This window comes from Nonomuraea sp. NPDC049378 (genome assembly GCF_055586745.1).
The window spans coordinates 17,079-30,969 of the sequence record NZ_JBVJHP010000012.1 but is presented as its reverse complement, the minus strand read 5'-3'; the positions used below and the strand labels follow the sequence as shown (position 1 = coordinate 30,969).

The window sequence follows — 13,891 nt, the reverse complement described above, 5'->3', positions numbered from 1 at the left end:
AACGTGAAGATCCTCCTGGTTCAACCTCCCCGCTGGTCCCCCGACGGCCACGCCAACTTCGACGCGATCGAGGAGCTCGTCGCCTCCCACGCCGGTGACGTGATGCTGCTGCCCGAACTGGCCGGGTCGAGCCTGCCCCGCGCCGGCTACCTCGACCGGGTCCGCACGCTGGCCCTGCGGTCCGGGATGGCCGTCGTCGGCGGCTCGCACTACGACGCCGTCAACGGTGGCCCGATCAACAGGGGCGCCGTGTTCGGCGCGGACGGCACGCTGCTGGCCGAGTACGACAAGGTCCACCCCTACGGGGTCGAACTGCGCTCCGGAGTGCTGCCCGGCCGACCCGGCGCCGGCTTCGACCTGCACGGCCGGCGCCTGCGCGTCCTGCTCTGCGCCGACCTGTGGTACTCGGGGAGCCTGGCCGGGCACGACGGGCTCGACGCGGTCCTGGTGCCCGCCTTCTCCCTCACCCGCTGGGACGGCCCCGCCCCGGCGCGCGAGTTGTGGCGGCACATGAGCGTGGCCCGGGCGTACGAGTTCATGACGTACGTGGCCGTCAGCGACTGGCACCACGAGGCCACCTACCTCGGGCATCCGTGCGCCGGAGTCACCGGGTTCGCCGACCCCTGCCCGCGGACGCACGAGGGTTTCTTCTCCGGCCCTCCGCCCGCCGAAGTGTCGGCGTACGATCTCGACTTCGACCGGCTGGACGCCTTCCGGCACGACCGGGCGGAGCGTGGCTTTCGATAGGAGGGCCCGCACCTCGCGGCACCTCTCCTTGCCGGGAACGAACGGCGTGGCGGGCGGCGTGATCTCGATGACCAGGGTGTCCGGCCGGGGGGATGCCAGGGTGGAGGGCGAGTGCTCCTCCTGGGGGCGGTCCAGAGCCAGGACGAGCGCGGCGATGAGCAGCGCCACGCCGGAAAGAATCACGATAAATCGCAGCAACCGGGGGCACATGATCCGAGTCTGACGATCGGGGTGTTTCCCTCGTGTTACCAGCGAAACGGCAGGTAACCCTCACCCCCGCGGCAGGCCACTGTGGTGACGATGCGTGATTTGCTCGCTACGCAAAGTTGGCAGGGTGATGGCTAGAGTGTGCCGTTCAGGAGAGGATCTCATGAATCTGATCACCCGTGCCGAGTGGCACGCGAAGAAGCCGACCAGTGACTACACCCGCCTGGAATCGACCAAGGGCGTGAAGATCCACTACACCGGCGGCAAGGTGCCGGCCGACCTCGCCGAGCCCGCCAACCACGACAAGTGCGGCGAGCTGGTGCGAGACATCCAGAGCATGCACATGTCGGGCGGCCGCGGCGAGACCTACATCGACCTCGGCTACACCATGGTGTGCTGCCCCCACCGCCACACGTTCATGGGCCGCGGCCCCCACGCGCTGCCCGCGGCCAACGGCGCCGGCCTCAACGCCGGCCACTACGCGGTGCTCGCCCTGGTCGGCAGCTCGGGGCTCACCAAGCCCAACGACGACCTGCTGCACGCCCTCGTCGACGCCGTCGAATACCTGCGCGAGCACGGCGACGCGGGGGACGAGGTCAAGGGACACCGGGACGGCTACGCCACCTCGTGCCCCGGCGACCCGCTCTACGACTGGGTGCGCCGGGGCGCCGAGCGGCCCTGACCTCCGCTCAGGGCAGGCAGCCGACGTGGGCCAGCGCCTGCTTCAGCAGCACGCCCTGCCCGCCCGCCATCTCCTGCTGCACCATCGGCGAGGCCGCCTCCTCCGGGGTGAACCACACCAGGTCGAGGGCGTCCTGCCGGGGCCGGCAGTCGCCGGCGACGGGCACGATGTAGGCCAGCGACACCGCGTGCTGGCGCGGATCGTGGTAGGGGGTGATGCCGGGCGTGGGGAAATACTCCGCGACCGTGAACGGCTGCGGCGAGGCAGGGATGCGCGGCAGCGCCACGGGGCCGAGGTCCTTCTCCAGGTGGCGCATGAGCGCGTCACGGATGCGCTCGTGGAGCAGCACCCGCCCCGAAACCAGCGCCCTGCTGACGGTCCCGTCCGCGGCGATGCGCAGCAGCAGGCCGACGCGGGTGACCACGCCGGTGTCGTCGACGCGCACCGGCACGGCGTCGACGTAGAGGACGGGCAGCTGGCCGCGCACCGACTCCAGTTCGTCGGGAGCGAGCCATCCAGGCGTGGTTTCGGTCTTTTCGGTCATCTGCTGATCGTACGTCGCCGGCCGGCCTCAGGCGGCCTGACCCCGCCCAAGACGTGGAGCGGCGGAGCGGGCGGCCCCCGCGCGGCTTCAGGGCGACGCGTGCCTGCCCCTGACCCTCCCGAGCGCGGCCGGGCGGGTCGGATACGACCTGCCCGCCAGCCAGGACGCCGTGCAGACCATCAGCACGATGCCCATGAACGGCAGATATTCGACGACCTTCCGCTTCATCGCAGATCACCCTCCGCTTTCGCCTTCGCCAGCCGCCTCCGCTGCGGCTGCACCGTGTACTTGGGATCGTTCGCCGATTCCATCCCGGCCCGGAAGATCCCGAACCGGGTGCACGCCGACCCCGCCAGCAGGGCCGCGCCCGCCGCCATCGCCATGAGCCGGCCCCGTCCGCCCAGGCGCCCGGCGACCAGCCCGGCCACCGCGCCCGCCAGCGACAGCGCCTCGCCCGCGCGCAGCAGCCTGCTGCGCTTGAGCGGCTCGGCCAGCGGCCCGAGCCGGCGCTCCATCCGCACGGCGGCCACGCACTCGACGGCCGCGCCCAGCAGCGCCGCCCGGCGGGCCGGGCCCGCCTCCGACACCGGCGCGGCCAGCATGCCCAGCCCGCCGGCCGCTGCCGCCGCCGAACCGGCGAACAGGAACGGCATCTCGCGATGGCCCTCGTGCCAGACGGGCACCGCGGTGTCGCAGATCAGCGCGGCGGTGTAGGTCGCCAGTGCCGGCCCGGCCAGCCCCGCCCCGATGGTGGCGGCCCGGCCCAGCCCGGGGAACATCCCCGTCAGCCCGGTGGCCGCCGCCACCCCGGCCTGCGGGCCGTAGCCGGTGAGGATCCAGGTGCCGACGCTCATGGGCGAGGTCACCTTGAACACCCGCAACATGTTCACGAACCGCTCGGGACGGCCCAGGTCGTGGATCAGCGCGTAGAGCGACCCGCCCAGCGCGCACACGGCGCCGGCCTTGCACGCCCTGGCCAGGTGAGGCCTGCCGGTGAGCTCGGCGGCGGCCGCCAGCGTCGACGAGGCGCCGGCCAGACCGCCGAGGAACAGGTAGCCGGCGATGTCGGGCGCCTGCCAGGTCGGCTCGTTCAACACAGGCCGGCCGTAGTAGGACTCGAAGTCCGCCCTCGGCACCGGCAGGCGCTCACGCCTGCGGCCCGCCGAGCCCGGCGTGGCCTCGCGCTCGCCGCGCAGCCCGGCCGCGCCGTCCAGGCGCACGTCGGTCTGGCTCATGACTGTCTCCTCCACGCGCTCGCGGCCACGCCGGCGAGCAGGGCCAGGGCGGCGACCCCCACGTGCCGCCACATCGACGGCAGGTCACGGGTGGTCACCACCGGGTCGGGCGGCAGGCCGTACACCTCGGGCTCGTCCAGCAGCAGGAAGAACGCGCCCGTGCCGCCCACGCCGTCCCCGGGGTCGTGGCCGTACAGGCGGGCCGAGCCGGTCCCGGCCGCGTGCAGTTGCTCCAGGCGGCGCTCGGCCCGTGCGCGCAGCTCATCCAGGTCGCCGAACTGGATGGAGTCGGTCGGGCACGTCTTGGCGCAGGCGGGCTCCTCGCCCGCGCCCAGCCGGTCGTAGCACATCGTGCACTTGGCCGCCACACCCGTGGTCTCCCGCTTGCCGATCACCCCGAACGGGCAGGCGGGCACGCAGTAGCCGCAGCCGTTGCAGACGTCCTCCTGCACCACGACGGTGCCGTACTCGGTGCGGAACAGCGACCCCGTCGGGCACACGTCCAGGCAGGCCGCGTGAGTGCAGTGCTTGCACACGTCGGAGGCCATCAGCCAGCGGAAGTCCATGTCGCCGACGCCCGGCTCCTGGTGGCCGAGCGGCCGCCGCTGCTCGACGAAGGCCACGTGCCGCCACGTGTCGGCGCCCAGCCCCACGGTGTTGTCGTACGACATGCCGGTGAAGGTCATGCCGTCGTCGGGGACGGCGTTCCACTCCTTGCACGCCACCTCGCACGCCTTGCAGCCGATGCAGATGCTGGTGTCGGTGAAGAAGCCGACACGGCCGTCCGCGAGCTTCTCGTCCAGGTCGAAGGCCATGGCTCACGCCTCCGTTCCGGTGTGCTCGCCGATGCCGGCCCGCCGCTGGTAGGAGCGGACCAGCTCGCGCAGCGCCGGGCCGCGCGGCCGCCGTCCCGGGAGGATGTCCGCCGACAGGGCCTTGACCTCCTGGATGTGGGAGTTCGGATCCAGCGAGATCGACGCCAGCTCGTTGGCCGCGTCGCCCTTGGCCAGCCCGTTGGGCCCGAAGTGGAACGGCAGCCCGATCTGGTGCAGCACCCGCCCGTCGAGATGGAGCGACGGCATGCGGTCGGTGACCAGCACGCGCGCCTCGATCGCGTTGCGCGCGGTGATGATCGTGGCCCAGTCGCCGTGCACGAGCCCGCGCTCGGCGGCCAGGCCGGGCGAGACCTCGCAGAACATCTCCGGCTGCAGCTCCGACAGGTAGGGCGTGAAGCGGCTCATGCCGCCCGCGGTGAAGTGCTCGGTCAGCCGGTACGTCGTCACCACGTACGGGAAGACCGACGCGCCCGGATCGTCCCCGCTCGGGTGGTAACGGTTGTCCTCGTGCGGGTAGAGCTTGCGTGCCGGGTTGCGCTGCCGCCCGTAGAGCGGGTTGGCCACCGGGGAGTCCTGCGGCTCGTAGTGCGTGGGCAGCGGCCCGTCCACCACCCCCGCGGGCGCGAACAACCAGCCCTTGCCGTCGGCCTGCATGATGAACGGGTCGATCCCCGACAGCGCCGCCACCCCGCGGGCGTCCGGCGGCGGCCGGTACGCCGGGCTCTTGCCCACCTCGATGTCGGGCACGTCGTGGCCGGTCCAGCGCTGCGCCGGCTCGTCCCACCAGACCAGCTGCTTGCGCTCGCTCCACGGGCTGCCGTCGGGCCTGGCCGAGGCCCGGTTGTACAGGATGCGCCGGTTGGCCGGCCACGCCCACGCCCACTCCGCGGCGATCCAGCTCTGCTCGGTCCAGGGCTTGCGGCGGGCCGCCTGGTTGACGCCGCCCGCGTACACGCCGCAGTAGATCCAGCAGCCGCACGCGGTGGAGCCGTCGTCGGCGAGCTCGGCGTACCCGGAAAGGGGCCGTCCCCGCGCGTCCCAGCCGTTGATCTCGGCCAGCACCGCCTCCGCCGAGGGCTCGGCCGTCGCGCCCTCGACCGGATAGTCCCAGGTGAGCTCCAGCACCGGCGCGTCCTTCTGATCCCCCGAGCCGGCCAGCTTCTCCCTGATGATCCGCCCCAGGTGGTACATGAACCACAGGTCGCTGCGCGCGTCGCCGGCCGGCTCGACCGCCTGGTGGTGCCACTGCAGCCACCGGTTGGTGTTGGTGAAGCTGCCGCTCTTCTCGGTGTGCGCCGCCGCCGGCAGGAAGAACACCTCCGTGCCGATGTCCGCCGTGGCCAGCTCGCCCGTCTCGATCTCCGGGCCGTCCTTCCACCAGGTGGCGCTCTCGATCAGGTTGAGGTCGCGCACCACCAGCCAGTCGAGCCTGGCCATGCCCAGCCGCTGCATCCTGGCGTTCGCCGAGCCGACCGCCGGGTTCTCGCCGAGCAGGATGTAGCCCTTGCACTCGCCGGCCAGCTGTGACATCACGGTGTCGTACGTGCTGTGCGAGCCGGTCAGCCTGGGCAGATGATCGAAGCGGAAGTCGTTGCCCGGCTGCGCCGAGTCACCCCACCAGGCCTTGAGCAGGCTCACCAGGTAGGCGGGCATGTTCGCCCAGAACCCACCGTGCGGCGCGTCGGCCTGCAGGAAGTCGCGCAGCCGCTCGTGCTCGTGCGCGTGCGGCATCGGGATGTAGCCCGGCAGCAGGTTGAACAGCGTGGGGATGTCACTGGAGCCCTGGATGCTGGCGTGCCCGCGCAGCGCCTGGATGCCGCCGCCGGGCCTGCCGATGTTGCCGAGCAGCAGCTGCAGGATGCTCGCCGCCCTGACGAACTGCGAGCCGTCGCTGTGCTGCGTCCAGCCCACCGCGTAGACGAACTCGGAGGTCCTGTCGGGCCCGGAGTTCTCCGTCAGGTGGCGGCACACCTCCTCGAACAGGCGCCGCGGCACCCCGCACACCTGCTCGACCATCTCCGGCGTGTAGCGGGCGAAGTGGCGGCGCAGGACCTGCATGACGCAGCGGGGGTCGCGCAGCGTCTCGTCGCGCCGGGGCGTGCCGTCCATGGGAATGCCGGCGCTGCCGGTGATCTCCGTACGGCCCGGCGGCACCCGGCCGGAGCGCCGCCGGTAGTCGCTGTCGCGGTCACCCGACGCGGGCGCGGCCTGCATGCCGTCGTACTGCCAGCTCTCGTCGTCGTAGGCGTGGCCGGCGGCGTCGAAACCGGAGAAGACGCCGTCTCCGTCCTCGGCGTCGCGGTAGTCCTCGTTGAGGATGGTGGCCGCGTTGGTGTAGTTGACCACGTACTCGTGGAAGTACAGGTCGTTCTCCAGCACGTGGTTGATGATCGCGCCGAGGAAGGCCACGTCCGAGCCGGCGCGGATGGGCACGTGCAGGTCGGCCAGCGCGCTGGTGCGGGTGAAGCGCGGATCGACGTGGATGACCACCGCGCCGCGCGCCTTGGCCTCCATCACCCACTGGAGCCCACCGGGTGCGCCTCGGCGAAGTTCGAGCCCTGGATGACCACGCAGTCGGAGTGCTGCAGGTCCTGCATGAACGTGGTGGCGCCGCCCCGGCCGAACGACGTGCCGAGCCCGACCACGCTGGAGCTGTGGCAGACGCGGGCCTGGTTCTCGATCTGCACCACGCCGAGCGAGGTCAGCAGCTTCTTGATGAGGTAGTTCTCCTCGTTGTCCAGCGTGGCGCCGCCCAGGCTGGCGATGCCCATGGTGCGGGCGGTGCGCCTGCCGTCGCGCTCCTGCTCCCAGGTCTCATGCCTGGTGGCGATGATCCGGTCGGCCACCATGTCCATGGCGGTGGCCAGGTCGATCGCCTGCCAGTCGGCCGCGCCCGGCGGCCGGTAGAGCGCCTGGCGCTGCCGGCCGGAATCGGTGGTGAGCTGCAGGGTGGCCGCGCCCTTCGGGCACAGCCGGCCGCGGCTGACGGGGGAGTCGGGGTCGCCCTCGATCTGGACGACCCGCTCGTCGCGTACGTACACGTTCTGGCCGCAGCCCACCGCGCAGTACGGGCAGATCGACTTGACGACGCGGTCAGCCCCGTCCGTGCGGGCCCGCAACGCCTCCGTCGCGGCCGACTTCACCGCCTGCCCGCGGCCCGTGCGGTCCTTGCCGGTCAGCTGCCGCAGCAGCGGCCACGTGAGATCCATGAAGCCCCCCGATGCTCCCCGGTCCGACTTGTGCCCTACTCGACGAGGGAGAAAACCGGAAAGCGCAGGTCAGAGGGGATCAGAACACGCGGGCGGCGGCCTCGTCCCAGAGCCGGTCGTCGCCGGACGGCTCGTAGCGGCGCAGCGGCTGGGAGGCGGCGACCAGCGAGCGCATCTCCTCCAGATCGGAGACGAGCCCGGCCGCGCGCGCCTGCACCAGCACGTTGCCGAGCGTGGTCGCCTCCGCCGGGCCCGCCACCACCGGCAGCCCGCAGGCGTCGGCGGTGAGCCGGCACAGCAGCTCGTTGTACGACCCGCCGCCCACCAGGTGGACGACCTCGACGTCGCGCCCGGACAGCTCCATCGCCTGGCGCACGGCCCGCCGGTGCCCGAGCGCCAGGCTCTCCAGCACGCAGCGCGTGTAGGCGGCGGGTGAGCCGGGCGGACGCTGGCCCGTGCGTCGGCACTCGGCCGCGATCCTGGCCGGCATGTCGCCCGGCGGCAGGAACACCGGCTCGTCGGGGTTGACCACGGCGGCGAACGGCCGCTCGGCCGCCGCGGCGGTCAGCAGGTCGCCCAGGTCGGAGCCGGGCCAGGCGCGCATGCACTCCTGGAGCAGCCACAGGCCCATGACGTTGCGCAGATAGCGGACGGTGCCGTCGATGCCGGCCTCGTTGGTGAAGTTCGCGGCCCGGCTCTCCGGGGTCAGCACGGGGCCGGGCAGCTCGACGCCGGCCAGGGACCACGTGCCGCACGAGATGTAGGCGAAGGCCGGGCCCGACGCGGGCACCGCGGCCACCGCCGAGGCGGTGTCGTGCGAGCCCACCGCCATGACGGGTGCGGACCAGCCGATCTCGGCGGCCACGTCGCGGCGCAACCCGCCGATCGGCTCGCCGGGCAGGCGCAGCGGCGGGAAGAGGCCGGCCGGCAGCCCGAGCCGCTCGATCAGGGGCCGCGCCCACGACCTGGTGCGCACGTCGAGCAGCCCCGTCGTCGAGGCGTTGGTGACCTCCGCGCCCAGCTCGCCGGTGAGCCAGTAGCCGATCAGGTCGGGGATCAGCACCATCGTGGCGGCGCCGTCGAGCCGGTCGGCCAGCAGCTGGTAGACGGTGTTGAACGGCAGCACCTGCAGGCCCGACACGTCGTACAGCGCGTCGGCCCCGACCAGGGCGGCCACCCGCTCGGGCACGCCTCGGGTACGGTCGTCGCGATAGTGCACCGGGTTGCCGATCAGCCCGCCCGACTCGTCGAGCAGCCCGTAGTCGACCGCCCACGAGTCGACGCCGACGGAGGAGACGGGCCCGGCGGCGCGCAGCCCTGCCAGGATCTCCCGGTAGAGGCCGAGGATGTCCCAGTGGAGGCGGTCCGCCACGCGCACCGGGCCGTTGGGAAACCGGTGCGCCTCGGTGAGCCGCAGCCCGCCGGACAGGTCGGCCAGCATCACCCGGCCGCTGGAGGCGCCCAGGTCTACGGCGGCGAAACGGTGACTCACTGCGTGGACTCCCTGGCGACGAGCTCGGGCTGGAACATGATGTGCTGGTGCGCGTGCGTCTCGGGGTTGTCGCACTCGTCGAGCAGCAGCTCGGTGGCGATGCGGCCGAGCTGGTAGGTGGGCTGGCGCATCGAGCTGAGCGACACGGTGGAGGCGGCGGCGAAGTCGATGTCGTCGTAACCCATGAGCGCGACGTCCTCGGGCACCCGCACCCCCGCCCGCAGCAGCGCCCGCAGCACGCCGAGGGCCAGCAGGTCGTTGGCGCAGAAGACGGCCTCGGGCAGGCCGCTCGCGACCAGGTCGGCGGCGGCCTTCTCGCCCGCGCGGGCGGTCATCGTCATCGCCTCGGTCACCCGCAGGTCCGCGGGGTCGAGGCCGGCTGCCCGCATCGCGGCTCGCGCGCCCTCCCGCCGCTCCACGCACTGCCGGATGGTCAGCGGGCCGGTCACGTAGGCGACGCTGCGGGCCCCCTTGGCCAGCAGGTGGGCGACCGCGGCCCGGCCGCCGCCGACGTCGTCCACGGCCACCGCGCACTGGTCGGGCCGGTGCGCGGGATGGTCGACGAGCACGACGCTGATGCCGTGCTCGCGCAGCCGTTCGAGCCGCGCGGGGTCCTCACCCGACGGGGTGATCAGCACCCCGCGTACGCGATGCTCGGCCAGCACCCGCAGGTTGCGGTCCTCCTTGTCCTGCGAGCCGGCCGAGTTGCCGAGGATCACGGCGTAGCCCAGCTCGCTGGCGACGTCCTCGACGCCGGCGGCGACCTCGGTGAAGAAGGGGTTGCCGATGTCGATCACGCTCAGGCCGATCGTCCTGCTGTGCCCGGCGCGCAGCGTCGACGCCGAGCCGTGGCGCACGAACCCCAGCTCGTTGATGGCCGCCTCCACCCGCTCCCTGGTGGCGGGCGCGACTTTCCCTGGCCGGTTCAGTACGTTGGAGACCGTGCCGGGCGAGACGCCGGCGTGCGCGGCGACGTCCTTGATGCTGACCATGGCCATGAGCCCTCATTAAAACGTACTAAAGATGCGCGCGCCAGTCGCGGCACCGGTCGTGACGCCGGTCCGCGTTGACACCGCCGTGCGACGGACTCTAGCCTCCCGCGCGGGAAGTAAAACGTTCTACTGCGGTTGAGCTCCGTGCTCCGGGAGCCCTCGCCGGGGCCGGCGGCGTCGTCGCGCACCGTCCGTGCCGCGCTGCGGGCGCGGCACGGCACGGACGGATGGGTCCCAAGGAGGCGGGACGGGGGACCGGGGCTTGTGCCATACGGCGCAGAACGTTTTAATCCCTCCGTGAACCCTGGCGTCATCAGCTGTGAGCGCTAACAGTATCTCGAAAGGCAGGCTTCATGCCGGACGTCATCGCCTACGGCGGCGACTGGAATCCCGAGCAGTGGCCCGAGGAGACGTGGGAGCAGGACGTCGCGCTGATGCGCGAGGCCGGCGTCAACCGGGTCAGCGTGGGCGTCTTCTCGTGGTCGCTGCTGGAGCCCGCCGAGGGCGTGTTCGACTTCGGCTGGTTCGACCGCGTCATGGACCTGCTGGCCGCCAACGGGATCGCGGCCAACCTGGCCACGCCGACCGCCTCCCCGCCACCCTGGTTCGGCGACGCCTACCCCGAGGCGCTGCCGCTCGACTCCGCCGGCCGGCGGCTGCACCACGGCAGCAGGCAGGGCTTCTGCCCCAGCTCGCCGATCTACCGCGAGAAGGCGCTGCGCGTCACGGAGCAGGTGGCCACCCGCTACCGCGACCACCCGGCCCTGGCCCTGTGGCACGTGCACAACGAGTACGGCTGCCACAACGCCCGCTGCTACTGCGACACCTCGGCCGCCGCGTTCCGGGCCTGGCTGCGCTCCCACTACGCCTCCCTGGAGGCGCTCAACGACGCCTGGGGCACCGCGTTCTGGTCACAGCACTACGGCGAGTGGGCGCAGATCCTGCCGCCGCGTGACACCCCCAGCTTCACCAACCCCGGCCAGCAGCTCGACTTCCGCAGGTTCAGCTCCGACGCGCTCGTCGAGCTCTACATCGCCGAGCGGGACCTGCTGCGCGAGCTCACCCCCGGGGTGCCCGCGACCACCAACCTCATGGCGGGCGCCCACTGGGACATGGACTGCTGGGCCTTCGCCGCCGAGCTCGACGTGGTCTCCACCGACCACTACCTGATCGGCGCCCGCGCGGAGCCGCACATCGACCTGGCCTTCGCCGCCGACTACGCGCGCTCGCTCAACGGCGGCCGCCCGTGGCTGCTGATGGAGCACTCGACCAGCGCGGTCAACTGGCAGCCGCGCAACCGCGCCAAGGCGCCCGGCGAGCTGCGCCGCAACTCGCTGGCCCATCTGGCCAGGGGCGCCGACGCGATCATGTTCTTCCAGTGGCGGGCCGCGCGGGCCGGCGCAGAGAAGTGGCACTCGGCGATGCTCCCGCACGCCGGCGTCGGCACCAAGGTCTGGCGCGAGGTGAGCGCGCTCGGGGCCGAGCTGGCCGGGCTCGCCGAGGTGGCGGGCAGCAGGGTCAACGCCGACGTCGCCATCCTCGTCGACCACTCCAGCGTGTGGGCGCAGGACCACCCCGCCCAGCCCTCCTCCGAGCTCGACCCGGTGGAGGAGGCCAAGCGCTGGCACGCCGCGCTGTGGCGGGCCGGCATCACCTGCGACCTGGCGCACCCCGAAGGCGACCTGACCGGCTACCGCCTGGTCCTGGTGCCGGCGCTCTACCTGGTGAGCGACTCGGGGGCGGCCAACCTGGAAAGGTTCGTACGGGCGGGCGGCGTGACGCTCGTCGGCCCGTACAGCGGGATCGTCGACGAGCACGACCGGGTGCGTCTCGGCGGCTATCCCGGGGCGTGGCGCGACCTGCTGGGCGTCACCGTGGAGGAGTTCTTCCCGCTGGACGGCCCGATCCGGCTGGCCTCAGGCGGGTCGGGGAGCGTGTGGAGCGAGGTCGCGCACGCGACCAGCGCGAAGGTCCTCGACACCTACGCCACCGGAGAGCCCGCCTGGACCCGCAACGTGTGGGGCGACGGCGCGGCCCACTACCTGACCACCAGGCTCGACGACGACGCGCTGGCCGAGGTGATCGCCACGGTTTGCGCCGAGGCCGAGGCGAGGCCGCCCGCGACGAGCCCGCCGGGGGTCGAGGTCGTGCGGCGGTCCCACCCCGACGGCCGCTCCCACCTGTTCGCGATCAATCACACGGCCGGGGACGCCGTCGTGACCACGGCCTCGGGCGAATCCGTCACCGTGGCCGCGGGCGACGTCCGCGTGATCAGCGGCTGACCTGACGGTCCCGGCGCCCCCAACCTGCGCCGGGGCCGCGGAGGACCCTGATGCGCATTGACAGCGGGCAGCTGGAATCATAGTTTCCTGGCGAAGCATTAAAACGTTTTGAGGAGAGTGCCGGTGCAACGCGTCTGCTTCCTGCTGAAAGTCCGCCCGGAGCGGCTGGCGGAATACCGCGAACGCCACCGCGAGGTCTGGCCGGAGATGCGAGAGGCGCTGTCGCGCACCGGCTGGCACAACTACTCGCTCTTCCTCAGGGACGACGGCCTGCTCGTGGGCTACCTGGAGACCGAGGACTTCGAGGCCGCCCAGAAGGCCATGGCCGAGACCGAGGTCAACGCCCGCTGGCAGGCGGAGATGGCGCCGTTCTTCGAGAATCTCGACGGCCGGCCCGACGAGGGCATGAGACCGCTGACCGAAGTCTTCCACCTGGATTGATCGGGGAGTCATGACTGACATCAAGGCCGTGCTGCGGGCGCAGCACATCGAGACGCCCTCCTGGGCCTACGGCAACAGCGGCACCCGGTTCAAGGTGTTCGCCCAGAAGGGGGTGCCGCGCGACCCGTACGAGAAGCTCGCCGACGCCGCCCAGGTGCACGCGCACACCGGCATCGCCCCCACGGTCGCGCTGCACATCCCGTGGGACAAGGTGGACGACTACGCCGACCTGGCCCGGCACGCCCGCGAGGCGGGCGTCGGCATCGGGGCGATCAACTCCAACGTCTTCCAGGACGACGACTACATGCTCGGCAGCGTCACCCACCCCTCCGCCAGGGTGCGCCGCAAGGCGACCGACCACCTGCTCGAGTGCGTCGACATCATGGACGCCACCGGCTCCGACACCCTCAAGCTGTGGTTCTCCGACGGCATCAACTACCCGGGCCAGGACGACATCAGGGCCCGCCAGGACCGCCTGGCCGCGGCGCTGGCCGAGGTCTACGAGCGGCTCGGCGAGGGCCAGCGTTTCCTGCTGGAGTACAAACTGTTCGAGCCCGCCTTCTACGCCACCGACGTGCCCGACTGGGGCACCGCGTACGCGCACTGCGCCAAGCTCGGCCCCAAGGCGCAGGTGGTGGTCGACACCGGGCACCACGCGCCGGGCACCAACATCGAGTTCATCGTGGCGTTCCTGCTGCGCGAGGGGAAGCTCGGCGGCTTCGACTTCAACTCCCGCTTCTACGCCGACGACGACCTCATGGTGGGCGCGGCGGACCCGTTCCAGCTCTTCCGGATCATGTACGAGGTCGTCCGGGGCGGAGCCCTGGACGACGGAAGGGACGAGCGAAGCACCGGGCCTGCAGGGGAGGATGCGGAGGGCGCAGCCCTCCGCAGGGTGGCGTTCATGCTGGACCAGTGCCACAACATCGAGCCCAAGATCCCCGGCCAGATCCGCTCGGTCATGAACGTCCAGGAGGCCACCGCCAAGGCGCTGCTGGTCGACCGCGAGGCGCTGTCGGCCGCCCAGGCCGAGGGCGACGTGCTGGGCGCCAACGCCGTCTTCATGGACGCCTACAACACCGACGTGCGCCCGCTGCTGGCCGAGCTGCGCGAGGAGATGGGACTCGCGCCCGACCCGATGAGCGCGTACGCCAAGTCCGGATACTTCGAGAAGATCGCCGCCGAGCGCGTCGGCGGCGAGCAGGCCGGCTGGGGGGCCTGAAC

Annotated in this window: 11 protein-coding genes and 1 pseudogene; 5 read left to right on the top strand and 7 right to left on the bottom strand. The window is 72.1% G+C overall.

The window, feature by feature from the left end:
- Positions 1-3 precede the first annotated feature (3 nt).
- Positions 4-747: a carbon-nitrogen hydrolase family protein gene (locus tag ACZ6SA_RS25510; protein WP_347648857.1), complete on the top strand. Its 744-nt coding sequence runs from the start codon at positions 4-6 to the stop codon at positions 745-747.
- Positions 748-1,117: 370 nt separating this feature from the next.
- Complete coding sequence (locus tag ACZ6SA_RS25505; RefSeq protein ID WP_347648856.1) at positions 1,118-1,636, top strand: peptidoglycan recognition protein family protein; 519 nt, start codon at positions 1,118-1,120, stop codon at positions 1,634-1,636.
- A gap of 7 nt (positions 1,637-1,643) precedes the next feature.
- On the opposite strand, the gene ACZ6SA_RS25500 is transcribed toward ACZ6SA_RS25505, so the two are convergent.
- The 7 genes and pseudogenes from ACZ6SA_RS25500 to ACZ6SA_RS25470 form a co-directional block, all read right to left on the bottom strand.
- A complete protein-coding gene (locus ACZ6SA_RS25500; protein WP_347648855.1) occupies positions 1,644-2,180 on the bottom strand; it encodes an NUDIX hydrolase family protein in 537 nt (178 codons plus the stop codon).
- Between the two features lie 87 nt (positions 2,181-2,267).
- Positions 2,268-2,408: a hypothetical protein gene (locus ACZ6SA_RS25495; RefSeq protein WP_465830862.1), complete on the bottom strand. Its 141-nt coding sequence runs from the start codon at positions 2,406-2,408 to the stop codon at positions 2,268-2,270.
- Positions 2,405-3,415: an NrfD/PsrC family molybdoenzyme membrane anchor subunit gene (gene nrfD, locus ACZ6SA_RS25490; RefSeq protein WP_347648853.1), complete on the bottom strand. Its 1,011-nt coding sequence runs from the start codon at positions 3,413-3,415 to the stop codon at positions 2,405-2,407. The genes ACZ6SA_RS25495 and nrfD overlap by 4 nt, the downstream gene beginning before the upstream one ends.
- Positions 3,412-4,230, bottom strand: a complete 819-nt coding sequence (locus ACZ6SA_RS25485; RefSeq protein WP_347648852.1) for a 4Fe-4S dicluster domain-containing protein — start codon at positions 4,228-4,230, stop codon at positions 3,412-3,414. Before ACZ6SA_RS25485 ends, nrfD begins: the two co-directional genes overlap by 4 nt.
- 3 nt (positions 4,231-4,233) lie before the next feature.
- Positions 4,234-7,460 (bottom strand): annotated as a pseudogene (fdh, locus tag ACZ6SA_RS25480) (formate dehydrogenase).
- 79 nt (positions 7,461-7,539) lie between these two features.
- Positions 7,540-8,952, bottom strand: coding sequence for a rhamnulokinase (locus ACZ6SA_RS25475; RefSeq protein ID WP_443154190.1), 1,413 nt, complete (start codon positions 8,950-8,952; stop codon positions 7,540-7,542).
- Positions 8,949-9,950 carry a LacI family DNA-binding transcriptional regulator gene (locus ACZ6SA_RS25470; RefSeq protein WP_347648850.1) on the bottom strand — a complete coding sequence of 334 codons (1,002 nt, stop codon included), beginning with the start codon at positions 9,948-9,950 and terminating at the stop codon, positions 8,949-8,951. The genes ACZ6SA_RS25475 and ACZ6SA_RS25470 overlap by 4 nt, the downstream gene beginning before the upstream one ends.
- A gap of 347 nt (positions 9,951-10,297) precedes the next feature.
- Here ACZ6SA_RS25470 and ACZ6SA_RS25465 point away from each other — a divergent pair, with 347 nt between their 5' ends.
- From ACZ6SA_RS25465 to rhaI, 3 genes are all read left to right on the top strand, one after another.
- Positions 10,298-12,226: a beta-galactosidase gene (locus ACZ6SA_RS25465; RefSeq protein ID WP_443154192.1), complete on the top strand. Its 1,929-nt coding sequence runs from the start codon at positions 10,298-10,300 to the stop codon at positions 12,224-12,226.
- Positions 12,227-12,349: 123 nt separating this feature from the next.
- Complete coding sequence (locus ACZ6SA_RS25460) at positions 12,350-12,667, top strand: L-rhamnose mutarotase (protein WP_347648848.1); 318 nt, start codon at positions 12,350-12,352, stop codon at positions 12,665-12,667.
- A gap of 10 nt (positions 12,668-12,677) precedes the next feature.
- The gene (rhaI, locus tag ACZ6SA_RS25455) at positions 12,678-13,889 is read left to right on the top strand and encodes an L-rhamnose isomerase (RefSeq protein ID WP_465830858.1); all 1,212 of its coding nucleotides are present in this window, start codon (positions 12,678-12,680) and stop codon (positions 13,887-13,889) included.
- The last annotated feature ends 2 nt before the right edge of the window (positions 13,890-13,891 follow it).